The organism is Acidovorax sp. GW821-FHT10E03, from assembly GCF_059415205.1.
The window spans coordinates 36838-62095 of record NZ_JBWKMU010000008.1 but is presented as its reverse complement, the minus strand read 5'-3'; the positions used below and the strand labels follow the sequence as shown (position 1 = coordinate 62095).

At 68.9% G+C, this 25258-nt stretch carries 24 protein-coding genes; 11 read left to right on the top strand and 13 right to left on the bottom strand.

Annotated elements, in window-relative coordinates; all coding sequences use genetic code 11:
• Positions 1–17: 17 nt before the first annotated feature.
• The 6 genes from dnaX (at position 18) to AC07OD_RS15295 (ending at position 5392) form a co-directional block, all read left to right on the top strand.
• On the top strand, positions 18–1985 hold the full coding sequence (gene dnaX, locus AC07OD_RS15320) for a DNA polymerase III subunit gamma/tau (protein WP_218297651.1): 1968 nt from the start codon (positions 18–20) through the stop codon (positions 1983–1985).
• A gap of 228 nt (positions 1986–2213) precedes the next feature.
• Entirely contained in the window at positions 2214–2546 is a 333-nt protein-coding gene (locus AC07OD_RS15315; protein ID WP_010457931.1) for a YbaB/EbfC family nucleoid-associated protein, read from the top strand.
• Between the two features lie 153 nt (positions 2547–2699).
• Positions 2700–3290, top strand: a complete 591-nt coding sequence (recR, locus tag AC07OD_RS15310; protein WP_218297650.1) for a recombination mediator RecR — start codon at positions 2700–2702, stop codon at positions 3288–3290.
• A gap of 100 nt (positions 3291–3390) precedes the next feature.
• The gene (locus tag AC07OD_RS15305; RefSeq protein WP_218297649.1) at positions 3391–3816 is read left to right on the top strand and encodes an MAPEG family protein; all 426 of its coding nucleotides are present in this window, start codon (positions 3391–3393) and stop codon (positions 3814–3816) included.
• Between the two features lie 171 nt (positions 3817–3987).
• Positions 3988–5040 (top strand): ABC transporter substrate-binding protein, encoded by a 1053-nt coding sequence (locus AC07OD_RS15300; RefSeq protein WP_218341610.1) that lies wholly within the window; start codon positions 3988–3990, stop codon positions 5038–5040.
• 199 nt (positions 5041–5239) lie between these two features.
• Entirely contained in the window at positions 5240–5392 is a 153-nt protein-coding gene (locus tag AC07OD_RS15295) for a DUF3096 domain-containing protein (RefSeq protein ID WP_218297647.1), read from the top strand.
• Between the two features lie 39 nt (positions 5393–5431).
• Here the strand turns inward: AC07OD_RS15295 and AC07OD_RS15290 are convergent, their stop codons facing one another.
• Together AC07OD_RS15290 and gloB are read right to left on the bottom strand one after the other, a co-directional pair.
• Complete coding sequence (locus tag AC07OD_RS15290) at positions 5432–6958, bottom strand: transglycosylase SLT domain-containing protein (protein ID WP_218297646.1); 1527 nt, start codon at positions 6956–6958, stop codon at positions 5432–5434.
• Complete coding sequence (gene gloB, locus AC07OD_RS15285; RefSeq protein ID WP_494597397.1) at positions 6955–7731, bottom strand: hydroxyacylglutathione hydrolase; 777 nt, start codon at positions 7729–7731, stop codon at positions 6955–6957. Before gloB ends, AC07OD_RS15290 begins: the two co-directional genes overlap by 4 nt.
• Here gloB and AC07OD_RS15280 point away from each other — a divergent pair.
• The 4 genes from AC07OD_RS15280 to AC07OD_RS15265 all read left to right on the top strand — a co-directional run bounded on the left by AC07OD_RS15280 (position 7730) and on the right by AC07OD_RS15265 (position 13789).
• A complete protein-coding gene (locus AC07OD_RS15280) occupies positions 7730–8599 on the top strand; it encodes a class I SAM-dependent methyltransferase (RefSeq protein WP_218297644.1) in 870 nt (289 codons plus the stop codon). The genes gloB and AC07OD_RS15280 overlap by 2 nt on opposite strands.
• Entirely contained in the window at positions 8596–9045 is a 450-nt protein-coding gene (gene rnhA, locus AC07OD_RS15275) for a ribonuclease HI (protein ID WP_218297643.1), read from the top strand. Before AC07OD_RS15280 ends, rnhA begins: the two co-directional genes overlap by 4 nt.
• 178 nt (positions 9046–9223) lie before the next feature.
• The gene (locus AC07OD_RS15270; RefSeq protein WP_494597396.1) at positions 9224–10618 is read left to right on the top strand and encodes an efflux RND transporter periplasmic adaptor subunit; all 1395 of its coding nucleotides are present in this window, start codon (positions 9224–9226) and stop codon (positions 10616–10618) included.
• A gap of 15 nt (positions 10619–10633) precedes the next feature.
• Positions 10634–13789 (top strand): efflux RND transporter permease subunit, encoded by a 3156-nt coding sequence (locus tag AC07OD_RS15265; RefSeq protein WP_218297641.1) that lies wholly within the window; start codon positions 10634–10636, stop codon positions 13787–13789.
• 97 nt (positions 13790–13886) lie between these two features.
• Here the strand turns inward: AC07OD_RS15265 and AC07OD_RS15260 are convergent, their stop codons facing one another.
• The 6 genes from AC07OD_RS15260 to moaA form a co-directional block, all read right to left on the bottom strand.
• On the bottom strand, positions 13887–14219 hold the full coding sequence (locus AC07OD_RS15260; protein ID WP_218341613.1) for a thioredoxin family protein: 333 nt from the start codon (positions 14217–14219) through the stop codon (positions 13887–13889).
• A 101-nt stretch (positions 14220–14320) separates the two neighbouring features.
• Positions 14321–15679: a molybdopterin molybdotransferase MoeA gene (moeA, locus tag AC07OD_RS15255; RefSeq protein ID WP_494597395.1), complete on the bottom strand. Its 1359-nt coding sequence runs from the start codon at positions 15677–15679 to the stop codon at positions 14321–14323.
• Positions 15680–15698: 19 nt separating this feature from the next.
• Positions 15699–16244 (bottom strand): GNAT family N-acetyltransferase, encoded by a 546-nt coding sequence (locus AC07OD_RS15250; protein WP_218297638.1) that lies wholly within the window; start codon positions 16242–16244, stop codon positions 15699–15701.
• 17 nt (positions 16245–16261) lie between these two features.
• Positions 16262–16918 (bottom strand): molybdenum cofactor guanylyltransferase MobA, encoded by a 657-nt coding sequence (gene mobA / locus AC07OD_RS15245; protein ID WP_494597394.1) that lies wholly within the window; start codon positions 16916–16918, stop codon positions 16262–16264.
• Positions 16919–16949: 31 nt separating this feature from the next.
• Positions 16950–17333 carry a DUF6713 family protein gene (locus AC07OD_RS15240; RefSeq protein WP_369642774.1) on the bottom strand — a complete coding sequence of 128 codons (384 nt, stop codon included), beginning with the start codon at positions 17331–17333 and terminating at the stop codon, positions 16950–16952.
• Between the two features lie 124 nt (positions 17334–17457).
• A complete protein-coding gene (gene moaA, locus AC07OD_RS15235) occupies positions 17458–18597 on the bottom strand; it encodes a GTP 3',8-cyclase MoaA (RefSeq protein WP_218297635.1) in 1140 nt (379 codons plus the stop codon).
• A gap of 166 nt (positions 18598–18763) precedes the next feature.
• On the opposite strand from moaA, the gene AC07OD_RS15230 reads away from it, so the two are divergent.
• Complete coding sequence (locus AC07OD_RS15230) at positions 18764–19606, top strand: type IV pili methyl-accepting chemotaxis transducer N-terminal domain-containing protein (RefSeq protein WP_492245460.1); 843 nt, start codon at positions 18764–18766, stop codon at positions 19604–19606.
• 34 nt (positions 19607–19640) lie between these two features.
• Here the strand turns inward: AC07OD_RS15230 and AC07OD_RS15225 are convergent, their stop codons facing one another.
• From AC07OD_RS15225 to AC07OD_RS15205, 5 genes are all read right to left on the bottom strand, one after another.
• Positions 19641–20294, bottom strand: a complete 654-nt coding sequence (locus AC07OD_RS15225) for a hypothetical protein (protein ID WP_494597393.1) — start codon at positions 20292–20294, stop codon at positions 19641–19643.
• 17 nt (positions 20295–20311) lie between these two features.
• Entirely contained in the window at positions 20312–21286 is a 975-nt protein-coding gene (locus AC07OD_RS15220) for a bactofilin family protein (RefSeq protein WP_369642771.1), read from the bottom strand.
• Between the two features lie 389 nt (positions 21287–21675).
• A complete protein-coding gene (locus AC07OD_RS15215) occupies positions 21676–22437 on the bottom strand; it encodes an SDR family oxidoreductase (protein WP_218297631.1) in 762 nt (253 codons plus the stop codon).
• A gap of 58 nt (positions 22438–22495) precedes the next feature.
• A complete protein-coding gene (locus AC07OD_RS15210) occupies positions 22496–23113 on the bottom strand; it encodes a DUF2889 domain-containing protein (protein WP_494597392.1) in 618 nt (205 codons plus the stop codon).
• A 356-nt stretch (positions 23114–23469) separates the two neighbouring features.
• Entirely contained in the window at positions 23470–24903 is a 1434-nt protein-coding gene (locus tag AC07OD_RS15205; protein WP_218341622.1) for an aldehyde dehydrogenase family protein, read from the bottom strand.
• Between the last annotated feature and the right edge of the window lie 355 nt (positions 24904–25258).

Below are 25258 nucleotides of genomic sequence, written 5' to 3'. Positions count from 1 at the left end.
CCCTAGAATCACCCCCCATGTCCTATCTCGTGCTCGCCCGCAAGTACCGCCCCCGCAATTTCACCGAAATGGTGGGGCAGGAGCACGTGGTGCAGGCCCTGACCAATGCGCTCACCCAGCAGCGGCTGCACCATGCCTACCTGTTCACCGGGACGCGGGGCGTGGGCAAGACGACGGTGTCGCGCATCCTGGCCAAGTCGCTCAACTGCCAGGGGCCCGATGGGCAGGGCGGCATCACCGCCACGCCGTGTGGCGTGTGCGCGGCTTGCACCGACATCGACAGTGGCCGGTTTCCGGACTACACCGAGCTCGATGCGGCCTCCAACCGGGGCGTGGACGAGGTGCAGAGCCTGCTGGAACAGGCCGTCTACAAGCCGGTGCAGGGCCGCTTCAAGGTCTTCATGATCGACGAAGTGCACATGCTCACGAACACGGCGTTCAACGCCATGCTCAAGACGCTGGAAGAGCCGCCCGAGTACCTCAAGTTCGTGCTCGCCACGACCGACCCGCAGAAGGTGCCGGTCACCGTGCTTTCGCGCTGCCTGCAGTTCAACCTGCGCCCCATGGCGCCGGAGACCGTGCTGTCGCACCTCACGCAGGTGCTGGCGTCGGAGAACGTGCCGGCCGAGCCCCCGGCGCTGCGCCTGCTCTCGCGCGCGGCGCGTGGCTCCATGCGCGATGCGCTGTCGCTCACCGACCAGGCCATCGCCTTTGGCAGCGGCCAGCTGCAGGAGGCCGCCGTGCGCCAGATGCTGGGCGCGGTGGACCGCTCCTACGTGTTTCGCCTCATCGACGCGCTGGCCCGTGGCGATGGCAAGACGGTGGTGGAAACCTCGGACACGCTGCGCCTCAATGGCCTGTCTGCCGCTTCCACGCTGGAAGAGATGAGCGCCGTGCTGCAGCGCATGGCCGTGTTCCAGGCCGTGCCGCAGATGGCGGCTGCCGTGGATGCCGACGACCCCGAGGCGGTGGAAACGGCCCGGCTTGCCGGCCTGATGCCCGCCGACGAAACCCAGCTGCTTTACAGCCTGTGCCTGCACGGGCGCGGCGAACTGGGCCTGGCGCCCGATGAGTATGCGGCGCTGACCATGGTGCTGCTGCGCTTGCTGGCGTTCAAGCCTTCGGGCGAAACGGCTGAAAAAAAAACTCTGACGCGGCCTGAAGCGGCGTCTTCTGGCCCGCCACCGGCGGTTTCCGCGGTGCCCGCGGCGGCGGATGCCGCCATGCCGGCACCCGTGGTTGCCCCGGCCCTGGCCGCCGCGCCACCTCCCCAGGTGCCGGCGGCTTCGCCGGAGCCCGCCGTGGCCCCGGCGTTGGCGCAAGACGCCCCTTCACCAGAATCCGCCGATGCCTCCGAGCCACCTCCCTGGCCGGGCTCGGACGAGCCGGGCGCCGCGGCGCCTGCCCCCTCGGCCGCCACCGCGCTGCCGGTGCGCACGTCCGATCGGTTTGAGCGAAATCGGCCCCCAGCGCAGTCCCCGCAAGCGCAAGGTGCTCCTGAATTCGTAGCGATTCCGGTGCGCGAGACTCCCGAACCCGGGGAGCGGCTGCAACCGCTGCCGCTTTCGGCCCCCGCGCCTGTTTCCGCGCGCTACACGCCCACCGAGGAGGGCGATGTCTGGCATGCCACCGTGCAGCAGATGGTGGCGGCGGAATCGATCACCGCCCTGGTGCGTGAGCTGGCCCTGCAGTCGCAGCTGGTGGCGCGCGACGGCGGCCACTGGCTGCTGCGCGTGGAGCGCGAGTCGCTCAATCAGCCCACCGCCCGCGAGCGCCTGCGCGCCGCGCTGGAGGCCGCGGGGCACGCCACCCAGATCAGTGTGGAGGTGGGCAATGTCATCGACAGCCCGGCCCGCCGCAATGCGGCCGCCGCTGCCGAGCGCCAGCGCCGCGCCGAAGAGATCGTGAACAACGACCCCTATGTGCAATCGCTGATGCGCGACTACGGCGCGAGAATCGTGCCGGGCAGCATCAAGCCTGCGTGAGATGAAGCTCCCCCTGAGTCGCCTTCGGCGCCTTCCCCCTCTCTCGCTTCGCGGGAGGGGGACGCACTCGGTGGCCTGGCACGGCCAGCTCCACGAGTGCACTGGATTGGGGTGTGCCAGTTTCGACGGCCGCTGACATTGCACAGCACAATACCGTGCATCTCGGATACCGAATCTCTGTCCCTTCGTGGGAATCGATCAACCAGAAAGAAGCAAAGGAAACACACCATGTTCAACAAAGGACAACTCGCCGGTCTCATGAAGCAAGCCCAGGCGATGCAGGACAACCTCAAGAAGGCGCAGGACGAGCTGGCCTTCATCGAGGTGGAAGGTGAATCGGGTGCCGGCCTGGTGAAGGTGCTGATGACCTGCAAGCATGATGTCAAGCGCATCACCATCGACCCGAGCCTGCTGGCCGAAGACAAGGACATGCTCGAAGACCTGGTGGCTGCGGCGTTCAATGCGGCGGTGCGCAAGGCGGAGGAGACTTCGGCGGAGAAGATGGGCAAGCTGACGCAAGGCATGCCAGGCCTCCCCGGCGGCATGAAATTCCCCTTCTGAGGCTGGCTGCCGAGCGGGCGATCTGCGTCGTTGGGCGGTGCTCGCAATCCTCACGTACAGGAAGTACGCTGCGGTTCCTGCGCTCCGGCCGCCTGGCAGCTGATTCCGCTCGCTACGCCCTTGAGGGCGGAGTTTTTGAAAACCAATACCTGCATGTCTGCTTCCGATTCCCTTGATGTCTTGATCCAGGCGCTGCGCCGGTTGCCGGGGGTGGGGGTGAAGTCTGCGCAGCGCATGGCGTTCCATCTGCTGCAGCATGACCGGGAGGGGGCGCTGGCGCTGGCGCGGGCGCTGGGCGAGGCGGTGGGCACCGTGCACCATTGCGCGCGCTGCCACACGTTCACCGAGGCCGAGGTGTGCGGCACCTGCCTGGACCCTGCGCGCGACGCCACGCGGCTGTGCGTGGTGGAGACGCCGGCCGACCAGGCGGCGCTGGAGCGCACGGGGGCATTCAAGGGGCTGTACTTCGTGCTCATGGGGCGCCTGAGCCCGCTCGACGGCATCGGCCCCAAGGAGATCGGCCTGCAGAAACTCATGGGCCGCGCCACCGATGGCACGGTGCAGGAGGTCATCCTGGCGACCAATTTCAATGCCGAAGGCGAGGCCACGGCCCATGTGATCAGCGAGGCGCTCAAGAGCCGGGGGCTGCACGTGACGCGGCTGGCGCGCGGCGTGCCCGTGGGCAGCGAACTGGAATATGTGGACCTGGGCACGATTGCGCATGCGCTGGTGGACCGCCGCTAGGCCCTGCGTGGAAAAAGGGCGCCACGGCGGCTAGAATACTCACAATTTAATAGCTGCCAGCGCTTATGTATAAAGCGCTGGAGCCCGAAAAGGCTTGAAAATGAATACCACCATGCATGTCGCACGGTTCACAGTGGCCTACTGGTGCGTGCTGATCGCGGCACTGCTTCCCATCGCCTGTGCCTGGCTGGCCAAGAGCGGCAGCTTCGGCAAGCCGCGCAAGGACGGGGGCTTCGACAACCGGGACCCCCGCGCCTGGATGGCCCGTCAGACCGACTGGCGGGCCCGCGCCAATGCGGCGCAGGCCAACAGCTTCGAGGCACTGCCGTTCTTCATCGGCGCCGTGATCATTGCGCACCTGCTGGGGGCGGGGCAGACATTGCTGGACATCCTGGCATTTTTGTATGTCATGTTGCGCATCTTCTACATCATGATGTACGTTTCCGACATGCCCACCGTGCGCAGCGCGATCTGGGCCGGGGCGTTTCTGGTCAACATCGCCATCCTGTTCGTCGGCTACCGCTGACCCGCGCCGCGCCTGGCTTGCAAAGGGCCAGGACGGCCGGTTCGCCCGGGGCCGCCGCCCCTGTTTTTCGACCCTGGTACGTAGAAACCCGCTGGGAATCCCCCTGATGCGGGCTGGCCCGCTCTGCGGCACGATTGTTGCAATGCAGCATCGATACTTTTCCGGATTGCCATGACCCGCCCCTTGCTCACCCGCCGCGCCTTTGGTGCCGTGTCCGCCCTGTCGGCGGCCGCGGTGTTCGCGCCGGCCGCCGTGCGGGCACAGGCTGAAGGCGCGGCACTGGGCAATGTCACGATCGCCGTGGGCGGGCAGGGCGTGCTCTACCACCTGCCGCTGGCGCTCGCTGTCCAGCTGGGCTATTTCCGCGCCGAGGGGCTGGACGTGACGGTGCGCGATTTCTCGGCCGGCGCGCTGGCGCTGCAGGCGGTGCAGGAGGGCGCGGCCGATGTCTGTGCCGGCGCCTTCGAGCACACCATCCGCCAGCAGGTGCGGGGCCAGGCGTTCCGGTCGCTGGTGGTGCAGGGGCGCGCGCCCCAGCTGGCACTGGGGGTCTCGCTGCGGTCGCTGCCGGCCTACAAGGATCTCGGCGACCTGCAGGGGCGGCGCATCGGGGTGTCGTCCGCGGGGTCGTCCACGCACTTGGCGGCCAGCCTGGTGCTGGCGCGCGCGGGCCTGGGCCCGCGCGATGTGGCCTTTGTCGGCGTGGGCTCCGGCATGGCCGCGATGAATGCGCTGCGCTCCGGCCAGGTGCATGCGCTGTGCCATGCCGACCCGATCATGACGCTGCTGGAGCAGAAGGCGGACACCCGCATCACGGCCGACATGCGCTCGCTCAAGGCCGCGCAGGAGATGTTCGGCGGCGCGATGCCCGCCAGCTGTCTCTACGCGCCGCAGGCCTTCCTGCAAAAGAACGCCGCCCAGGCCCAGGCGCTGGCCAACGGCATCGTGCACGCCCTCAAGTGGCTGCAGACCGCGGCCCCTGCCGACCTTGTCAAGGCCGTGCCCGCGGGCTACCTGATGGGCGACCGGGGGCTGTACCTGGCCGCCTTCAGCCGCGTGCGGGAAACCTACTCGCCCAACGGGGTGATGCCCGACGACGGCGCGGCCACGGCGCTGCGCGTGCTGGCGCGCGTGCACCCCGAGCTGGGGGATTTCAAGGTGGAGCTGGCGCGCACCTACACCAACGACTTCGTGCGCAAGGCGCGCCAGAAATTCAGCGTCTGAACGTGCGGCGGCGCCTCTCGGAGGCGCTTTGCGGCGGCCGTTGCCGTGGGGCGGGGGCCGGGCGCTGGAGACATGAAGTGAGGCCGCCCATTCCGTGTGGCGCCTGCGGCATCCGGGTCGGGAAGATGGCTTACATTCGTCGGCGTTCGGTTGGCCGTAGCCTCGGCATACCACTCACCCCTCCACCAAGGATCGCTCCATGACGTTCACCCTCAGCATCGGCCCGCTTGTCTCCCTGATCGCGGGCATCCTCATCCTGGTCATGCCCCGCCTGCTCAGCACCATCGTGGCGCTGTACCTCATCATCATGGGCATCCTGGGGCTGCTGGGCATGCACACGCTGAAGTTCTGAGGCGGGCGCCTCTGTCCGCGCTGCCCTTTCAGGGGCTTTTCAGCGGCGCTTGACCTTGGAGGGCGTGCCGCCCCGGCGCGACGGCGCGGCCGCCGGCCGCTTGGCGGCGGTGCCCGCCCGCGCCACCGTGCCCCGTGCCTGGCTGGCCTGCCGCACCGGCAGATACACCACGACCTGCTGGCCTGCCTTGAAGGCGGCCGTCGCGCGCACATCGTTCCAGTCCGCGACACTGGCCGCCGCGAGCTTGTAGCGGCGGGCGATGCTCGCCACGGTTTCGCCCTTGCCCGCCCGCACGGTGGTGCGGCGGGTGACGATCTCCGGCGAGAAAGCGACCTGCCCGTTGTCCGCCAGGTGGGACGACACGTCCTGGCGGATGGCCGAGGAGCGCGGAACCATGAGGGCCGAGCCCGCCTTGATCAGCATGCGGGGCGGTATGTTGTTGACGCTGCGCAGGTCGTTCTCGCTCATGCCCGCGCGCTGCGCCGCTTCGGCCACCGTCATGGTGGAGGGCACGGACCACACGGTCCAGCTGGCGTACTGCCCTTCGCGGCGGGCTTCGAGGTTGCGCTGGAACACCTTGGCGTTGTCCCAGGGCAGCAGGATCTGCGGCGTGCCGGCCGCCAGGATCACCGGCTTGTTGAAGGAGGGGTTCAGCGCCCGGAAGTCCTCCTCGCGCACGCCCGCCAGCGTGGCCACCAGGGCCACGTCGATGTCGTGGGTGATGTCCACCGTCTGGAAGTAGGGGTGGTTCTCGATGAGCGGCAACTCGGTGCGGAAGGCCTCGGGGTGGGCAACGATGTTCTTGACGGCCTGCAGCTTGGGCACGTACATGCGGGTTTCGGCCGGCATGTTGAGGTCGGTGTACGTGGTGCCCAGCCCCTGCTTCTGGTTGCGGGCGATGGCCCGGCCCACGCTGCCCTCGCCCCAGTTGTAGGCGGCCAGGGCCAGGTGCCAGTCGCCGAACATGCCATGGAGCTTTTGCAGGTAGTCGAGCGCGGCGCGCGTGGAGGCGAGCACGTCGCGGCGGTCGTCGCGGAATGCGTTCTGCTTGAGGTCGAAATAGTTGCCCGTGGCGGGCATGAACTGCCACATGCCGGCCGCCTTGGCGCTGGAGACGGCCTGGGGGTTGAACGCGCTCTCGATGTAGGGCAGCAGGGCCAGTTCGGTGGGCATGCCGCGCCGCTCCAGCTCCTCGACGATGTGGAACAGGTACTTGCTCGAACGCTCGGTCATGCGCTGCATGTAGTCGGGCCGCGTGGCGTACCACTGCTCGCGGTCCTGCACCAGTTCGTGCTGCAGGTCGGGCATCGCGAAGCCCCGGCGGATGCGGTCCCATAGGTCGGCGGGGGTGGAGAGCGATGCGACCTCGCCGCTGGCCGCCTGCGCCGCCGTGATGGGGCGCAGCGGTCCGTTGGGAATGACGGGGGTGTGGGAGGCGGTGCGGGGCGCAGCGCCGGTGGAGGATGAAGGGGCGGTGCCGGCTGCGCTGTCCTGCGATGGCGCGGTGGTGGCGCAGCCCGTGAGCCAGAGCGCGCAGGCCAGGCAGGCGATGTGCAAAATTTTCATCGAAACTCGTTTTTCCATTGGCGCAGCGCGGCCAGTACCGCCACTGCATCGTCTTGATTCACCTGCGCGTCGTAGCCTCGGGCGGCCTGGGCCACCGCGGGCTGGCGCACACGCAGGAAGGGGTTGATGTCTCGCTCCAGGGCCATGTGCGAAGGCAGCGTGGGCTGGTGGCGTGCCCGCAGCGCCTCGCACTGGCTGCTGTAGTGGAGCAGCGCATCGTTGCCGGGTTCCACGGCCCGTGCGAATTTCAGGTTGGACAGGGTGTACTCGTGCGTGCAGCACACGCGGGTGTTGCCGGGCAAGGCCGCCAGCTGGTCCAGGGAGTCCAGCATCTGGGCCGGCGTGCCCTCGAACAGCCGGCCGCAGCCGCCGGAAAAAAGCGTGTCGCCGCAGAACAGCAGGGGCTCACCGTCGATGCGGGGGCAGTAGTAGGCGATGTGGCCGGCGGTGTGGCCCGGAACGTCGATGACCTCGAAGCGCAGCCCCAGCGCGTCCACCGTATCGCCCTGCGCGAGGCGGTGCAGGGGCCCGGGGATCTGCTCCCGCGCGGGGCCATACACCGTGGCGCCGGTGGCGTCGCGCACGGCATCGACGCCACCGACATGATCGGCGTGGTGGTGCGTGACTAGAATGGCCTGCAACTGCAGGTCCAGTTGCTGCAGTGCCTGCAGCACGGGCGCGGAATCCCCCGGGTCGACGACGAGCGCCTGGCGGCCGTTGTGCAGCATCCAGATGTAGTTGTCGGTAAAGGCGGGCAGCGGCAGCAAGTTCATGAGCGATCAAATTATAGGTTTGCACCACTGGTTCGATTCCCCGCCGGGCCGGTACCTGCTGGCGTGGGAGCAGGCGCGCTTCGACGAGGCGGTGGCGGATATTTTTGGATACCACAGCCTGCAGCTTGGCATGCCCCTGCTTGACGGCCTGCGCGCCAACCGCATGCCGCACCAGTGGCTGGCCCTGGGCCAGGAGGGCGTCCAGGGCTCCCTGGGCTTTCTGGAGGCAGGCAGTGGCGTGGACGCACCCCTGCAGTGCCGCATGGTCAACCTGCTCGCCGAGCCCGTGGCCCTGCCGTTCGCGCAGGCCAGCCTGGACCTGCTGGTCCTTCCCCATACGCTGGAGCTGAGTGTCGACCCCCACGCCGCCCTGCGCGAGGTGGAGCGGGTGCTGGTGCCCGAGGGCCGCGTGGTCATCAGCGGGCTGAACCCCACGAGCCTGTGGGGGCTGCGCCAGTGGCGCGCACGCATGTACCAGCGCATGGGCAATGGCACGCTGTACCTGCCCGACGTGGGCGAGTTCATTGGCTACCGGCGGCTGCGCGACTGGCTCAGGCTTTTGAGTTTCGAGGTCGAATCCGCCCGTTTTGGCTGTTATCGTCCAGCGGTGCGCACCACCCGGTGGCTGGAGCGCTTTGGCTTCATGGATGGGCTGGGTGAGAAATGGTGGCCCATTTTTGGCGCCGCCTATTTCATCGTGGCGGTCAAGCGGGTGCATGGCATGCGTTTGCTGGAGCCCGCCTGGCGCACCAGCCGCCAGCGGTCCGCCGCCACGGTGCCCATCGCCAACCGCGCACACGCGGCGGGTACGCCCGCGCGCACCTCCCGGGCCATCACGGCCGCCGAAAGAGACAGGAACACAGTTTGAACCAGGTAGAGATATACACAGATGGCGCCTGCAAGGGCAACCCGGGTCCGGGGGGATGGGGCGCCGTGCTCCGTTCCGGCCCGACGGAGAAGGAGATTTTTGGCGGCGAGCTGGGCACCACCAACAACCGCATGGAGCTGTTGGCCGTGATCGAGGCGCTCTCCGCCTTGAAGCGGCCCTGCGCCGTGACGCTGTATCTGGACAGCGAATATGTGCGCAAGGGCATCACCGAATGGATTCATGGCTGGAAGGCCCGGGGCTGGCGCACCGCCTCCAAGCAGCCCGTCAAGAACGTCGAGCTCTGGCAGCGCCTGGATGCGCTGGTGAGCACCGGCGGGCATCGCATCGAGTGGCGATGGGTGAAGGGGCATTCTGGCGATCCGGGCAATGAGCGCGCGGATGCGCTGGCCAACCGCGGCGTGGACAAGGCCCTGGGCCGCGCGTGACGGCGCTCTTCGCCAGCCAAGGCTCCTTCGGGAGCCTTTTTTGTGCGCGCCTTGTGTAAAGCCTGCGTAAAACTGCCGCAATTGACCTTGGGGTCAAGCCGCGAGTTGCTGCAGGTCAAGACACGCACTGATACATTCTTTGGTTGCGCTTTCCCACTTCACCCGGTTTCATTGATCCATGGCGTCCAAGCACAGATACATCGTTTTCGCCGTCATCGGCATCGCTGCAGCCTCCGGTGCCGCATGGTGGCTGCAGAAGAAATCCGTGCAGGCCCCGCGCACCGAGGCGGCCCTGGCCGGCGGTGGCAATGGTGCACCCGCCCGGGGCGGCGCCCCGGGTGGGGCCGGCCGGCCGGTGGCGGTCGAGGCGGTGGCCGTTCGGCAGATGGCCATGCGCGATGACGCCGAGGCCGTGGGCAGCCTGCGTTCGCGCCAGAGCGTGGTGCTGCGCCCCGAGGTGAGCGGGCGCATCACCCAGCTCAATTTCCGGGACGGCGAGCGCGTGCGGCGCGGGCAGGTGCTGGTGCAGTTCGACGACCAGTTGCCGCGTGCCCAGGTCCAGCAGGGCCAGGCCGAACTGTCGATTGCCCGGGCCAACCACAAGCGCAACCAGGAGCTCGTGGCCCAGGGCTTCATCAGCCAGCGGTCCGTGGACGAAAGCGCCGCGAATCTGGAGGTGGCCCAGGCCAAGCTCTCCCTGGCGCAGGCCACGGCCTCGCGCCTGAAGATCGTGGCGCCGTTCGACGGCATTGCGGGCATCCGGGGCGTGAACGTGGGCGACTACCTCAAGGATGGCGCCGACATCGTCAACGTGGAAGACCTGGATGCCGTGTACGTGGACTTCCGCCTGCCCGAGCGCCTGCAAGGCAAGATCCGCACGGGCCAGACCGCCCAGGTGGCGTTCGACGCGCTGCCGGGCGTGCGCTATGCCGCCGTGGTGCAGGCCATCAACCCCCAGATCGATGCCGACGGCCGGGCCGTGGCGGTGCGCGGATGCATCGACAACCGCCGCCTGCAGCTGCGCCCTGGCATGTTTGCCCGGGTGACGGCGGTGTTTTCGGAGCGCGCCGACGCCCGGGTCATCCCGGAAGAGGCTGTCGTGCCGGACGGCACCAGCCCCTACGTGCTCAGGATCGTCGAGGGCAAGGAGCCCGGCAGCCGGGTCACGCGGCGCACGCCGGTCAAGCTGGGCGTGCGCACGCCGGGGTTTGTGGAAGTGGTGGACGGCCTTGCCACGGGTGACCTGGTGGTGACCGCAGGGCAGCAGCGCATCCAGAAGGACGGCACCGTGGTGCGCGTGGTGGAACTGGGCAAGCCGGCCACCGGCGCGGCGCAGCCCGCTTCGGCGGCGCCCGCGGCGCTGGCCGATGCCCCGGCACCGGGCGCGGCCGGCTCCGCGGCGGGCATGCCCGCCGCGCAGCAGCCGCCGGCCGCCGTTCCCGCCCCCGTGCCTGTGGCCGCGGCGCCTTCGCCGGCCCTGGTGGCCCCGCTGCCCGGGGCCAGCCCCTGCCAGCTTGCGGGCGCATCCGGCAAGGCGGTGCCATCCGGCCCGCGTCCCGCGCGCGATCGATGAAGCACCAGGACTGCCATGCAACTCGCTGAAATATCGATACGCCGGCCGGTCTTTGCGACCGTGCTGTCCCTGCTGGTGCTGCTGATCGGCGCCGTGAGCTTCACGCGCCTGTCGGTGCGCGAGTACCCCAAGATCGACGAGCCCGTGGTGACGGTGAGCGTGCGCTATGCGGGCGCCTCGGCGGAGGTGATCGAGTCGCAGGTCACCAAGCCGCTGGAGGATTCCATCGCCGGCATCGACGCGGTGGATGTGATCACCTCCATCAGCCGCCCCGAGCAGAGCCAGATCAGCGTGCGCTTCCGCCTGGAGAAGGACGCGGACAACGCGGCCGCCGAAGTGCGCGACCGCACGGCCCGCGTGCGCAACCGCCTGCCCGACGCGGTGGACGAGCCCGTGATCGCCAAGGTGGAGGCCGACGCCTCGCCCGTGATGTGGCTGGCCTTCAGCAGCGACACGCGCACGCCGCTGGAGATCAACGACCTCGTCAACCGCATCGTCAAGCCGCGCCTGCAGACGGTGACCGGCGTGGCCGACGTGCCCATCTATGGCGAGCGCAAGTACGCGATGCGCGTGTGGCTCGACCCCGAACGCATGGCCGGCTACCGCCTGACCACGCAGGACGTGGAAGACGCCATCCGGCGCAACAACCTGGAGCTGCCCGCGGGGCGCATCGAGTCGCAGCAGCGCGAGTTCAGCGTGACATCGCAGACCGACCTGGCCACGCCCGGGCAGTTCGCCGAGGTGGTGATCCGCACCGTCAACGGCTTTCCGGTGCGCATCCGCGACGTGGCGCGCGTGGAGGAGGGCGCGGCCAGCGACCGCAGCCGCGTGCGCCTGAACGGGCGCGAGGCCATCTCGGTCGGCGTGATCCGGCAGGCCACGGCCAACCCGCTGGAGCTGTCGCAGGGCGTGCGCGCGATGATGCCCGTGCTCAAGGACGACCTGCCCTCGGACATCGTGATCGACGTGGCCAACGACAACTCGCTGTTCATCGACCGGTCCATCAAGAGCGTGTACTCCACCATCGCCGAAGCCGTGGTGCTCGTGGCGCTGGTGATCTTCGTGTTCCTGCGCACGCTGCGCGCGTCCATCATCCCCATCATCACCATCCCGGTGAGCCTGGTGGGCAGCTTCGCGCTCATGTCGCTGGCGGGCTTTTCCATCAACACGCTCACGCTGCTGGCGCTGGTGCTGGCCATCGGGCTGGTGGTGGACGACGCCATCGTGATGCTGGAGAACATCTACCGGCACATCGAGGAAGGCCTGGACCCGTTCTCCGCCGCCATCAAGGGCGCGCGCGAGATCGGCTTTGCCATCGTGGCCATGACGCTCACGCTGGTGGCCGTGTATGCGCCGCTGGCCTTCACGCCCGGCCGCACCGGGCGCCTGTTCGTGGAGTTCGCGCTGGCGCTGGCCGGCGCGGTGGTGGTGTCGGGCTTCGTGGCGCTCACGCTGTCGCCCATGATGTGTTCGCTCCTGCTCAAGCACAACCCCAAGCCCAACTGGTTCGACCGCTCCATGGAGCGCTGGCTCACGGCACTGTCGGACGCCTACGGCCGCCTGCTGCGCTGGATCGTGACGGCGCGCTGGGGCGGTCAGGGCGCGGGGCGCGGCGGCATCCGTGGCGCGGTCTTCCAGGCGCGCTGGATCGTGATCGCGGTCATGGCGGTCAGCGGCGCCGCGCTGGTGGTGGTGTACCCGAGCATGCGGCAGGAGCTCTCGCCGCTGGAAGACCGGGGCACGGTGCTTGTCAACGTCACCGCCCCCGACGGCGCCACGCTGGACTACACCAACCGCTACGCGCTGGAGCTGGAGAAGGTCGGCCGCGAGTACCCCGAGTTCGACCGCATCTTCGCCAACATCGGCAACCCCACCGTGGCGCAGGGCAGCGTGATCTACCGCACGGTGGACTGGGAAAACCGCAAGCGCACCACGCTGGAGCTTGCGCGCGAGCTCCAGCCCAAGGTGGGCAACCTGCCGGGCGTCAGCTCGTTCCTCATCACCCCGCCGTCGCTGGGCCAGGGGTTCCGGGCGCGCCCGCTCACCTATGTGATCCAGACCTCGGACAGCTACGAGAACCTCAACCAGGTGACCACCGCGTTCATGGCCGAGATCGCCCGGAACCCCGGCATCATCGGGCCCGACATCGACCTGCGCCTGAACAAGCCCGAGCTGCGCATCGAGGTGAACCGCGAGCGCGCGGCCGACCTGGGCGTGAGCGTGGACGTGGTGGCCAAGGCCATCGAGACCATGCTGGGCGGGCGCACGGTGACGCGCTACAAGCGCGATGCCGAGCAGTACGACGTGATCGTGCAGACGGCGGCCCGGGGCCGCACCACGCCCGAGAACATCGACACCATCTACGTGCGGGGACGCAACGATTCGATGATCCCGCTGTCCAGCCTGGTCAAGGTGCGCGAGAGCGTGAGCCCGCGCGAGCTCAACCACTTCGGGCAGCGCCGCTCGGCCACCATCACGGCCAACCTGTCGCCCGACTACTCGCTGGGCGAGGCGCTCAAGTTCATGGATGACACCGCCGCCAAGGTCATCCGGCCGGGCTACACCACGGATCTGAACGGCACGTCGCGCGAGTTCAAGAGCTCGCAGGGCGCTTTGGGCATCGTGTTCGTGCTGGCGCTGGTGTTCATCTTCCTGGTGCTGGCGGCGCAGTTCGAGAGCTTCATCGACCCACTGGTGATCATGGTCTCGGTGCCGCTGTCGATGATCGGGGCACTGCTGGCCCTCAAGTGGAGCGGGGGGTCGCTCAACGTGTATTCGCAGATCGGGCTGATCACGCTCGTGGGGCTGATCACCAAGCACGGGATCCTGATCGTCGAGTTCACCAACCAGCTGCGCGAGCAGGGCATGGAGATGGTGGACGCGCTGGTCAAGGCCTCGGCGCAGCGCCTGCGCCCCATCCTGATGACTACGGGCGCGATGGTGCTCGGCGCCATCCCGCTGGCGCTGGCCTCGGGCGCGGGGGCCGAGACGCGCACGCAGATCGGCTGGGTGATCGTGGGCGGCATGTCGCTGGGCACATTGCTCACCATCTTCGTGGTGCCCACCATGTACACGCTGTTCGCGCGCCGGGCCGTGCCGGGCGCGAACACGGCGGTGGCGGCCGAGGAGCCCGCGCATCCGCTGCACCCGCATGACTACGTGGCCAAGTAGCGCCCCTTCCGGTCCGGGGCGCCGGGCGCGTGCATGAGGAACGGATGAAAGGAAAGCCCCCTCGGGGCTTCTTTTCGTTCAGGACGCCGGGGCGTGGTCAGGCCGGCCCCGCGTTCGCCTGCAACGCATCCAGCACCTCCTGCAGGGCCTGCGGCCGCACGAGGCGCGCCACTTCCTGCCCGTTCTTCAGGAACACCAGCGTCGGCCACAGCTTGACCCCAAAAGTGCGGCCCAGGCGCTGGCCGGGGCCGTCTTCCACCTTGATGTGCGCCACGTCCGCGCGGCCCTTCAGCGCCTGCTCGATGAGGGGCTGGGCCCGCTGGCAGTGGCCGCACCAGGGCGTGCCGAACTCGACGACGGCCGCGCCCGGCAGGCGGTCCACGTCGTCGCGGGAGGGGGGCGTGGCAAGGTGCTGGGCGGCGTAGGTCATGGGCAGAGTCCACGGAGGGAAATAAAAATAAATGGAAGGCAGTGGGTTCCAGATTAGCGGGACAGGGGTGGACGGGTACCGGCCCGGTACCCGTGGCCGTGTCAGATCACGCCGTCAAAGAGCATCACATCCACCGTGTCGCCCACCGCCACATTGCCCTGGCCGTGGTGCAGCACGATGAGCCCGTTGGCCTGCACCATGGAGCTGAGCACGCCCGAGCCCTGGTTGCCCGTGGTGCGCACCTGCAGCGTGCCGTCGGCGGCGGTGGTGACGGTGCCGCGCTGGTACTCGGTGCGGCCGGGTTTCTTGCGCAGGGCTTCGGTGCTGGTGGCGCGCACCAGGGGCGGGGCGGTGTGTGTGCTGCCCATCATGCGCAGCAGGGCGGGGCGCACGAAGGCCAGAAACGTCACCATCACGGCCACCGGGTTGCCGGGCAAGCCGAACAGCACCGCGCCGTTGTGGGATTGTTTGCTATTATTTTGGTAGCTATTGGCGCTTGCTGGATCAGCGCCAGAGGCTGTTTTTTCCTCAAATTCCGTGGCGGCGATGCTCCCTGCGGCCATGGGGCGGCCGGGCCGCATGGCGATGCGCCAGAAGGCCACGTCGCCCAGCTTTTTCATCATGGTGCGCGTGTGGTCGGCCTCGCCCACGCTCACGCCGCCGCTGGTGATGATGGCGTCGGCGCGCTGTGCCGCGTTGCGAAATGCCGCCTCCAGCAGCGCGGGCTCGTCGCGCACCACGCCCAGGTCGATCACCTCCACGCCCAGGCGGGTGAGCAGGCCGAAGACGGTGTAGCGGTTGCTGTCGTACACCGCGCCTTCGCGTGGGGCTTCGCCCAGGCTCAGGATCTCGTCGCCGGTCGAGAAATACGCCACGCGCAGGCGGCGGAACACCGTCACCGTGGGCAGGCCCAGGCTGGCCACCAGGCCCAGCGCGGCGGGTGCCAGCAGCGTGCCCTGGGCCAGCGCAACGCCGCCTTCCAGGAGGTCTTCGCCCTTGAAGCGGCGGTTGTCGCCGGTCTTGAGCACGCCGGCCGCGATGGTGATGTGGCCATCATCGGCTGCGGCCGTGGTGAACTCCTGCGGCACCACGGTGTCCAGGCCCGGGGGCATGATGGCGCCGGTCATGATCTTCACGCAATCGCCCGCCGCCACGGTGCCCACCCAGGCCTTGCCCGCCAGCGCCGTGCCCACCACCCGCAGCGTGAGGGGCTGCCCTGGGGTGAGTTGTGCGCCGGCGAACGCATAACCGTCCATCGCCGAGTTGTCGTGCGGGGGCACGCTGAGGGGCGAGACGACGTCCCGCGCCAGCACGCGGCCCAGGGCGTCGAAGAGGGGGAGCTCTTCGGTGGCGGTCACGGGCTCGACCAGCCGCTGCAGAAACGCGTTCACATCGGCGGCGCTCAGGGCCTGCGGGTCGTAGCCTTGCAGTTCGGCGGCAATCTGGGCAATGGTTTTCATGGGTCTCAATAGCTTTCAATCAGTCGTGCAGCACGCGCACCATGTGCAGCTTGTCGAAGCCCACGCCGTCCACCACGATGGCGTGGGGCAGCAGGCCCCAGGCGCGGAACCCGGCCTGCTCGTACAGGCGCACGACGTGGGTGTTGGAGGCGGTGACGGTCAGCACCAGCTGGGTCAGCCCGGGCACGCGGCTGGCGGCCTCCACACAGGCGGCCACCAGCTGCTGGCCGATGCCCTGGCGCTGCGCACGGGGTGCCACCATCATGCCCACCACCACGGCGCAGTGGCGCTGCTTGGCGCGCTGCTCGCGTTCACAGCCCAGGCAGCCGAGCAGCTGGCCCGTGGCATCGAAGGCCCCCAGGAAGAACTGGCCGGATTCCAGGGGGCCAAAGCGCGCCACGTACTCGCTGGCATCGCGGCCCACCGAGGATTCGTAGTCGGAGGTGAACGCATCCGGCGCCGTGCGCAGCGCCTCGTCGCGCAGGGCCTTGTAGGCCACGGCATCCGCGGCGGCCAAGGGGCGGATCTGTACGGAGCTGGTGGCCGGAAACGGGCGCGTGTTCATGGCGGTTGGGAGGCGCGTCAAGCCTGTGAGGCCTGTGGGGCCTGCGGTGTGCTGGTGCTCTCCAGCGCGTGCAGCTCGGCCAGCGTATTGGCGTTGAAGAAGGCCTTGGGGTCATCGCCCGGCTGGTCGAAGGGCACGATGGCGCAGTGGTGCTGGCCCGTCCAGGCGTCGATCTTGCGGCCGCCGGCCTGGGTGAAGGCGACGAGGCTTTCGAGCAGGTCCACGCGCAGCAGGCAGAACACCGGCTGGGTGCGCACGCTGGTGCGGCCCGTGCCATCGTCTTCGGGCGCCGCGGCCATGGCGATGTCGGCGTCCTGGGCGTCCGCCGCGGCCGCCAGGCGCTGGGCCAGGTCCAGCGGGAACAGCGGGGTGTCGCAGGGCACCGTCAGCAGCCAGGGTGTTTCGCAACGCTCCAGCCCCGTCAGAAAGCCCGCCAGCGGGCCGGCATAGTCGGCCAGCACATCGGGCCACACGGGGGCGCCAAACGCCTCGTAGGCCGCGAGGTTGCGGTTGGCATTGACCATGGTGGCGCCGGTCTGCATCTGCAGCCGCATCAGCGTGTGCAGCGCCAGCGGCAGGCCGCGAAAGTTCTGCAGGCCTTTGTCGACGCCGCCCATGCGGCTGCCGCGTCCGCCTGCGAGCACGAGGCCGGTGATGTCTTGGTTTTCGATCATGGGGGTGGGCGATGGGGTGAAAAGCTGGGTGCTACAGCGGCTGCCGGGCACGCAGCGCGGTCAGTTGCAGGCACGAAAGGACGGCCGTGCAGGCCAGCAGGCCCAGGGACACGGGTTGCGCGAACGCCCCGTGCCCCAGGGCAAAAAACAGGCCGTGGATCGCCACGGTCAAGGCTCCCAGGCAGGGCATGAGCTTGTAGAAGGCCAGGGCCGAACGGCCGTCGCCCCGGGCGACCTGCGCCTGGGCATACAGCACCAGCGCAATGATGGGCAGGTTGAGCAGCAGGTTGACCTGGTTGCCGCCGGGAATGTGGAACAGCTCCCATTCATGCCAGTACGCGGCATCGATCTGGTGCGTGACCAGGACGGTGGCATTGGCCAGGAACAGTGCGCGGTGCGTGGATTGAAGGAGCATGGGGTGGGTGTGGGCAAGAGGTGAAGGCCGCGGCCACCCATGGTGCCTGAAAACCGTCGGCGCCCGGACCATGGCGCGGGGCGGGGGCTCCGCAGGGCCGAGATGCACGGGGCCGGCCCCACCGCTAGCCACCGATATAGCTCATCTCCACCCGCCGTGCGCCACCCTGTGTGGTGTCCGCCGGCAGGCTGCTGCGCAGCTCCGAATAGCGGTCGCCGCGCTGTTGCCAGATGGGGGCGATGGCCGAGGCGATCGCTTCGTCGCTGGCGCCGCCGCGCAGCAGGGTGCGCAGATCGTAACCCTCCGAGGCAAACAGGCACAGGTAGAGCTTGCCTTCGGTGGACAGGCGCGCGCGGTTGCAGTCGTGGCAGAAGGCCTGGGTCACGCTGCTGATCACGCCCACCTCGCCCAGGGCGGGGTCGTACTGGCCTTGTGCGTTGGTGTAGCCCCAGCGCTCGGCGGTCTCGCCGGGGCTGCTGGGGTCGAGCTGCACCAGCGGCAGCTCGGCGCGCAGGCGTTCGATCAGCTCGGCCGAGGGCAGCACCTCGTCCATGCGCCAGCCGTTGGTGGCGCCCACGTCCATGTACTCGATGAAACGCAGCGTGGTGCCCGTGCCGCGAAAGTGGCGCGCCATGGGCAAGATTTCATGGTCGTTGGTGCCGCGCTTGACCACCATGTTGACCTTGATGTGCGACAGGCCCGCCGCGTGCGCGGCTTCGATGCCCGCCAGCACGTCGGCCACCGGAAAGTCCACATCGTTCATGCGGCGAAAGATCGTGTCGTCCAGTCCGTCCAGGCTCACGGTCACGCGGTTCAGGCCCGCATCCTTCAAGGCCTGGGCCTTGCGCGCCAGCAGCGACCCGTTGGTGGTGAGGGTGAGATCGGGCGCCAGGCCGTCCACCGTGCGCAGCTGGGCCAGCTGGGCCACCAGCGCTTCCAGGTTCTTGCGCAGCAGGGGCTCGCCGCCGGTCAGGCGGATCTTGCGCACGCCGTGCGCCAGGAACAGCCGCGCCAGCCGGGTGATCTCCTCGAAGCTCAGCAAGGCACCGTGCGGCAGGTAGGGGTAGTCCTTGTCGAACACTTCCTTGGGCATGCAGTAGTTGCAGCGGAAGTTGCAGCGGTCCGTCACGCTGATGCGCAGGTCGCGCAGCGGGCGGCCCCGGGTGTCGGTGAGTTGGCCCGTGGGGGCCACCGGGTGCGTGGGCACCCGCGCCGCCAGTGCGGCGATGCGTTGGTCCACCAGGGGAATCACACGTTCGGCCATGGGGTGATTTTGCCGCAAGGGGCCCCGCGGAGGGGCAAGCCCCTGCGCGCGGAGTTGATCGCGGTCAAGTTCTGCCCCGGCGGCGGCGTGGCCCGCCTTTGACATGGCGCAGGGCGCTCTGGATGTTGCATTGCAACAATACGGCATCCGATTTCAGGGGATTCCCATGCCAGTTCGTGAGTTCTTCGCCGACGCCCTGCCATGCCAGCGCCGCGTGGCGGTTCAATGGGTGGCGGCGGGCATCCTGCTGCCCACCTGGGGCCACAGTGCCCAGGCGCAGATAGGGCTGTCGGGGGCCATCAACTATGCGGGCTGGTTCCGCGCCCTGTCGCAGCGGATGGCCAAGGCCTATTGCCAGCAGTACCTGCAGGTGCTGCCGGGGGCGGCGGTGGATGTGATGGGGCTGGCGCGCAAGATGGTGCAGTCGGGCGGCAGCGAACTGGCGCGGGGCCTGCAGTCGGGGCGCTGGCCGGCCGACGTGGGGCGCCAGCTGGAAGAAGTGCAAAAGCAGTTTGCCCTGCTCAACCAGTTGACCGCCGTGCCAGCCACCCAGACGGCGCTGGTGGTGGCGGCGTCCGACCAGGCCGACCGCACGCTGCTGGTTTCCCAGGCCGTGACCGAGTCGATCGAGAGGCTGGCGCAGGCCCCCAGCGCGCGGCTGGTGAACCTGGCGGGCCGCCAGCGCATGCTGTCGCAGCGCCTGGCCAAGAACTACTTTCTGCACGCGGCCAAGGTGGAGTCCAAGGTGGTGCAGGCGCAACTGGCCTCCGACGCCGCCGACTTCCGCCAGGCACTGCAGACGTTGAAGGCGGCGCCGGTGTCCACCCCCGCCATCCGCAACGAGCTGGAGCTGGCCGACTCGCAGTGGCTGTTCTTTGAATCGGCCCTGCGCCGCCCGGCCGATGACGTGGGGCTCAACGCCGTGGCCACCACCAGCGAGCGCCTGCTGGGCGTGATGGACAAGCTCACCAACCTGTACGAGGCAGCCCTGCGCGAGGTGCTGGGCTGAGCGTCCGGGGGCAATCCGGCCATCCGGCCCCCCATCAGCCGCTGCAGGCCGCGTGCTGCGTGAAGTCCGCCAGGCGGCAATCGCGCCCCACCAGCACCAGCCGGGTGTCCAGCGCGTCGAAGAATCCCGGGGGTGGTGGCAGGGGCAGGCGCTGCACGCGTTTGTGCGCGTCGATGCGCACCGCCGCCAGCTCATAGTCGCGCGCCAGGGCCATCCACAGGCCGTGGGCCCCGGCGGACTGGCGTGCCCCGGTCATGAGGCTGCGGCCCGAGTCCAGCCACCAGCGGTAGATGGCGGAGGCAATGCCCATGCGGCGGTAGCCGTCCACCACCTTGGTGTGGGGCGCGCGCAGGTGGCGGTCGGTGCGGCGGTCCACCTCGACCAGACGGTTGAACACGGTGTAGGCCACGATGCGGTTGCGCTGCGGGTCGATGGCGTAGACAAAATACTCGCCGTCGGCCTCGCGCAGGCGCAACTCCAGCCCGTGCAGGCGCAGGGGCAGCGCGCGCATCGCGTCGCGGGTGCGGTGGTTGGTGCGGATGCGTTCGTGCAGTGCGTCGAACTCGCGCTGGATGTCGCGGCCCGACAGGTCCACGTCGATGCGAAGTTCGGTCAGCAGGTGGCCCAGCGCACCCAGCCAGCCCCGGCTGGCCGGGGCACCGGGGGCGATGCGGGGCGCGAGGTGCAAGGCGCAGGCTCCGGGCATCATGGCGTGTGCCCCGGGCCATCGGTCCAGCAGCCGCTCAGCAGGCGCGCGGGCTGCTCACGGGCGCACACCCGGGCGCTGTGGGGCCAGTCGGGCAGCGGCACCACCAGGCCGGCGTACACGCCATAGGCTTCACCCGCCGCGATGGTTTCCCCCGCCGACAGGCTTTCGCCCGCGCGGATGGCCCCTCCTGCGTGGATGCGCCCGCCCGCGCGCACGCCCGAGCCCACCTGCAGGTGGCCGCGGCAGTCCACGTCGCCCGCCACCTGCAGGCCGTGCGTGGCCTGCACGGCCGCGTCGCCGTGCAGGTGGCCGCCCACCTTGATGCCTCCGCCGCCGTCCAGGGCGCCTGCCACGCGCAGGTCCTGGCCCACGGTGCAGTGGCCGCCGATGTGGGCCGAGGCGCCAGCGTCCAGCTCGCCGCCCACGCGCAGGCCGCCCGTGCACTGCAGCCGCTGCGCCACCACCAGGGAGCCGCCCACGCGCGCGTCGCCGTGCAGCCGCACGCTGCCCTCACAGCGCAGCGCGCCCGCGACGCGCAGGTCTTCTCCCACCCGCAGCGCACCGCCCACCCGCAGGCCACCCAGCACGCTGAGGCTGCGGCCGGTGCGCAGCACACCGTCCACGTCGGCGCTGCCCTGGCACCGCACGCTGCCGGCGAATACCAGCGCGTCGGCCTCCAGATGGTCCACCTCCAGCACGTCGTTGGTGGGGCCGAACTGGTCGAGCATCCAGCAGGCGTCCTCCACCCGGCCTTCGCGCACCAGGTCGTCCAGCAGGGCCTGGTAGTTGCTGGCGCCCTCCTGGCGGCGCAGGTACCAGCGGTAGCCGTCGGCGCAGGGCCGTTTGGCGCGGATGAAGTGGCGGGTGATGTCGGTGGCGGCCGTCAGGCCGGCAGCGGCTCCGTCAGCGGGGTCGTGGCGCGCGGGGGGGCACGGGGCGAGCGAGATCTCGCCGGAAGGGAACGGGGGCATCAACACTCCTCAAGGCTGCCCCGGGCCGTGGCCTGGGCGCAAGCAAGCGCCTGGGGGATGGGCCCGGCGACAGGAGGTGCGCGAAAGAACGTGGGGGAGAGGGTGTCGCCGGGCTCAGGAGTCTGCAGCAAGCGTGCAGACCCGGCGGTCGCCGGCCTGGAGGGTGGCTTGCGAGCGCGCGGCACGGCGCAGCGGCGCGGTGCCGCTGGGGGTCGTGACGGGAGAGGCGCTTGCAAACATGGATGGGCGGCACTATAGGCAGCTGCCCTGCAACCGTCAATCAATCCGCACCTCCCTGGTGCGGCTTGTGCCTGCGCGGGGCGGCCTCCGGCGGCCTTGCAGGTGGCGGGCGCCCGGGCGCGATCCCTCGCGAGACCGCCAGCAGGTGCCTACACGCAGCGCCCGCCGTCCACCTCGATGCACACGCCGCTGACGAAGGACGCCTCGTCGCTCGCCAGGTACAGCGCGGCGTTGGCCACGTCCAGCGCGGTGGAGAAGCGGCCCAGCGGAATGGTGGCCAGGAACTTGGCGCGGCGCGCCTCGTCCACCGGGCCGCCCGCGAACTCGGCGGCCAGGCCGGTGTCGGGGTTGAACACGGGGTTGATGCAGTTCACGCGGATGTTGTCGGGGCCCAGCTCGGCGGCCATGGACTTGCTGGTGATGATGACGGCGCCCTTGGAGCCGTTGTACCAGGTCAGGCCCGGGCGGGGGCGCAGGCCGGCGGTGGAGGCGATGTTGATGATGCTGCCGCCACCGGCCTGGCGCAATGCGGGCACGGCGTGGATGGCCGACAGGTAGATGCTCTTCATGTTGATGGCATAGACCTTGTCGAACTCGTCCTCGCTCACTTCGAGCATGGGGCGGTTGCGGTGCGTCCAGCCCGCGTTGTTCACCACCACGTCCAGGCGGCCGTACAGGCGCACGGCCTCGTCCACCATGGCCTTCACTTCGGCGGACTTCGTCACGTCGGCCTTGAAGAAAGCGGCCGTGCCGCCTGCCGCCGTGATCTCGGCCACCACGCGCTGGCCTCCTGCCTCGTTGATGTCATTGACGATGACCTTGCCGCCCTCCGCGGCCAGGCGCTTGGCGATGCCTTCGCCAATGCCGTTGCCGGCGCCGGTGACGATGATGGATTTGTTCTGCACACGCATGGGTGTCTCCGATGGGTTGTGGTGAGATATATCAAAATTGATAGCTGCCAGCGCTTATTCAACCAGTGCTAGAGCCCGATGGGGCTGAAACTTCAGTGGCAGGGGCCGTCGGGGCGGCCGGGGCGGGTGCCTTGGGTTCCCGGCCATGGAACTGGGGGAAAAATTCCTTCACGCCGCTGCCGTTGAAGTCCCACCCCGTGCACTGGCCCAGGTGGCGCGGCGGCTCGTCGGGGTGGCTGGCGGCAAACACCGCAGGCACCGACTGGAAGGCCGCCGTGGCCAGGTTGAACAGCAGTTCGCGCAGGTGTGTGCAGCTTTCCACGCCGCCCAGGTGCTTCTGGATGGCCTGGCGCCAGCCGCGCGCCATGCTGCAGCCCACCATGCGCTGCAGCGCCGCCTGGGCCTCGGTGCAGCCTTTGAGCGGGTGCGAGTCCATGGACACGTCCACCGCCTGCACCACCAGCTGGCGGTTCACGGTCACGCGCAGCCACATGTGGTGGATGGCCTCACCCGCCAGGCGCGTGCGCGTCGGGTCGCGGTGCGAGGGGGCGTCGTAGGCCTTGCTGTCGTGCAGCTCGCCCTCGATGTCCCACAGGCCATCGTCGCGTTCAAAGCCCTGGTAGTTCACCCGGCGGACATGCTTCAGGGTGCGGGGGGCGGGGGGGCTCAGGGGCATGGAGGAAGAAAAATCGTCGTACAGAAGCAGCCGAGGTTAGCGGGGCCTGCCCGTGCCGTCGTGCGCGGGCGAGACACTGAGAACGTGTTCACGATCTCGCAGGGGATCGCGTTGGAGCGCAATCGGGATGAGTGGATGCTTCGGATGCGCCGCATGGGCTCCTGCCCATGCAAGCAGCCGAGGCGCCCAATCGCCCGATTTCGCTCCAACCCTTCGGGCAGTGGTCTTTGCGGGCGGTCTGCGGCGTTGCGGCGCTTGCCAATAGCCGAGCTATTGGCTGCCCACCGCGCCTTGCATCCCATCCCGCAAAAACCACTGCGCGACCCCTGGGAGATCGTGAACACGTTCTAAGGCCTTCAACCGTACTTGATGGCGACGGTCTTCAAGGTGGTGAAGCCGTACAGCGCCTCAAAGCCCTTTTCGCGCCCGTAGCCGCTGGATTTGACGCCGCCAAACGGCAGCTCCACACCGCCCGCAGCGCCGTAGTTGTTGATGAACACCTGGCCGCTGTGCACACGCTTGGCCATGCGGAACTGGCGCGCACCGTCGCGCGTCCAGATCCCGGCCACCAGGCCGAACTGCGTGGCGTTGGCGAGTTCCACCGCATGGTCCTCGTCCTGGAAGGCCATGGCCGACAGCACGGGGCCGAAGACTTCTTCCTGCGCCAGGCGGTGGCCCACGGGCACATCGCGCAGCAGGGTGGGGGCCTGGTAGTAGCCAGTCTCGGGGGCTTCGTCCACCACCACGCCCTGGGCCACCATGGGGATGCCGGCCACCTGGGCGTCGGACAGGAAGTCCCACACGCGCTGCTGCTGCGTCTGGCGGATCAGCGGGCCCACGTCCAGGTCCATGGCGGCGGGGCCCACGCGCAGCTTTTCAAACGCCTTGCCCAGGCGTTCGAGCAGGGGCTCATAGATCAGCGAGTCGATCAGCACGCGCGAGCCCGCCGAGCAGGTCTGCCCGGCGTTCTGCACGATGGCGTTGATGACCACGGGAATGGCGGCGTCCAGGTCGGCATCGGCAAAGATGATCTGCGGGCTCTTGCCGCCCAGCTCCAGCGTGACGGGGCAGTGGCGCTCGGCGGCCACCTGCTGGATCAGCGTGCCGATCTTGGGGCTGCCGGTGAAGCTGATGTGGTCGATGCCGGGGTGGCGCGCCAGCGCGTCGCCCACCTCGTGGCCGTAGCCGGTGACGATGTTCAGCGCGCCGGAGGGGAAGCCCACCTCGGCCGCCAGCTGCGCCACGCGGATCAGCGACAGGCAGGCGTCCTCGGCGGGCTTGACCACGCAGACGTTGCCCGCCGCCAGGGCGCCGCCCACGCTGCGGCCGAAGATCTGCATGGGGTAGTTCCAGGGGATGACGTGGCCCGTGACGCCGTGGGGCTCGCGCCAGGTGAGCACGCTGTAACCGTCGGGGTAGGGAATCGTCTCGCCGTGGAACTTGTCGCACGCACCGGCGTAGAACTCGAAGTAGCGCGCCAGCGCAATCGCATCGGCGCGTGCCTGCTTGGTGGGCTTGCCGCAGTCGCGCTGCTCCAGGGCCGTGAGTTCGTCGGCATGCTCCAGGATCTTGGCCGAGAGCTTTTGCAGCAGGCGGCCGCGCTCCACGGGCGCCATCTTCTGCCACACCGCGTGGTAGCACTGGCGCGCCGCATGCACCGCCGCATCGATGTCGTCGGCGTTGCTGCGCTGGATTTCGTCGAAGGTCTGGCCGTCGGACGGGTCGATCACGGGGATCGTGCGGCCCGAGGCGGACGGAACCGAGGCGTTGGCGATGTAGTTCAGTTGCATGGCCGTCATTTTGCCCGGAAATGGAATGTGTGCTTATTAATTTTTTCAACCTTTGCGTCTCTCTTCGCGGCATGTGACACACGGTTTGGCGGGAAAGGGCGAGGCGGTTGGTAGCGAAGGCTTTCCATGCCGTGGGGCGAGTGATGGCTGTCACTCATGATTAGCCAGCTGCCCCCTGTGCAACGCATGGCGGAAGATCAGAGTTTGTGATAATGAACAAGAAAGTGACGCACTGGTCTGCTCAAATATGAAGTTAATATTATGGCCGCAAGTGCGTATACACGAAGCCATCGGTGCAAGTTATCTGCTATTCAGGTGTTGAACCTCAGGTTTGAAGCAACCCGTGCTGGGCGCT

Excerpts from the sequence above, each read along its gene's own strand:
- dnaX (WP_218297651.1), top strand. The coding sequence starts at position 18 with ATGTCCTATCTCGTGCTCGCCCGCAAGTACCGCCCCCGCAATTTCACC.
- AC07OD_RS15315 (WP_010457931.1), top strand. The coding sequence starts at position 2,214 with ATGTTCAACAAAGGACAACTCGCCGGTCTCATGAAGCAAGCCCAGGCG.
- recR (WP_218297650.1), top strand. The coding sequence starts at position 2,700 with ATGTCTGCTTCCGATTCCCTTGATGTCTTGATCCAGGCGCTGCGCCGG.
- AC07OD_RS15305 (WP_218297649.1), top strand. The coding sequence starts at position 3,391 with ATGAATACCACCATGCATGTCGCACGGTTCACAGTGGCCTACTGGTGC.
- AC07OD_RS15300 (WP_218341610.1), top strand. The coding sequence starts at position 3,988 with ATGACCCGCCCCTTGCTCACCCGCCGCGCCTTTGGTGCCGTGTCCGCC.
- AC07OD_RS15295 (WP_218297647.1), top strand. The coding sequence starts at position 5,240 with ATGACGTTCACCCTCAGCATCGGCCCGCTTGTCTCCCTGATCGCGGGC.
- AC07OD_RS15290 (WP_218297646.1), bottom strand. The coding sequence starts at position 6,958 with ATGAAAATTTTGCACATCGCCTGCCTGGCCTGCGCGCTCTGGCTCACG.
- AC07OD_RS15280 (WP_218297644.1), top strand. The coding sequence starts at position 7,730 with ATGAGCGATCAAATTATAGGTTTGCACCACTGGTTCGATTCCCCGCCG.
- gloB (WP_494597397.1), bottom strand. The coding sequence starts at position 7,731 with ATGAACTTGCTGCCGCTGCCCGCCTTTACCGACAACTACATCTGGATG.
- AC07OD_RS15270 (WP_494597396.1), top strand. The coding sequence starts at position 9,224 with ATGGCGTCCAAGCACAGATACATCGTTTTCGCCGTCATCGGCATCGCT.
- AC07OD_RS15265 (WP_218297641.1), top strand. The coding sequence starts at position 10,634 with ATGCAACTCGCTGAAATATCGATACGCCGGCCGGTCTTTGCGACCGTG.
- AC07OD_RS15260 (WP_218341613.1), bottom strand. The coding sequence starts at position 14,219 with ATGACCTACGCCGCCCAGCACCTTGCCACGCCCCCCTCCCGCGACGAC.
- moeA (WP_494597395.1), bottom strand. The coding sequence starts at position 15,679 with ATGAAAACCATTGCCCAGATTGCCGCCGAACTGCAAGGCTACGACCCG.
- AC07OD_RS15250 (WP_218297638.1), bottom strand. The coding sequence starts at position 16,244 with ATGAACACGCGCCCGTTTCCGGCCACCAGCTCCGTACAGATCCGCCCC.
- mobA (WP_494597394.1), bottom strand. The coding sequence starts at position 16,918 with ATGATCGAAAACCAAGACATCACCGGCCTCGTGCTCGCAGGCGGACGC.
- AC07OD_RS15240 (WP_369642774.1), bottom strand. The coding sequence starts at position 17,333 with ATGCTCCTTCAATCCACGCACCGCGCACTGTTCCTGGCCAATGCCACC.
- moaA (WP_218297635.1), bottom strand. The coding sequence starts at position 18,597 with ATGGCCGAACGTGTGATTCCCCTGGTGGACCAACGCATCGCCGCACTG.
- AC07OD_RS15230 (WP_492245460.1), top strand. The coding sequence starts at position 18,764 with ATGCCAGTTCGTGAGTTCTTCGCCGACGCCCTGCCATGCCAGCGCCGC.
- AC07OD_RS15220 (WP_369642771.1), bottom strand. The coding sequence starts at position 21,286 with ATGCCCCCGTTCCCTTCCGGCGAGATCTCGCTCGCCCCGTGCCCCCCC.
- AC07OD_RS15215 (WP_218297631.1), bottom strand. The coding sequence starts at position 22,437 with ATGCGTGTGCAGAACAAATCCATCATCGTCACCGGCGCCGGCAACGGC.
- AC07OD_RS15210 (WP_494597392.1), bottom strand. The coding sequence starts at position 23,113 with ATGCCCCTGAGCCCCCCCGCCCCCCGCACCCTGAAGCATGTCCGCCGG.
- AC07OD_RS15205 (WP_218341622.1), bottom strand. The coding sequence starts at position 24,903 with ATGCAACTGAACTACATCGCCAACGCCTCGGTTCCGTCCGCCTCGGGC.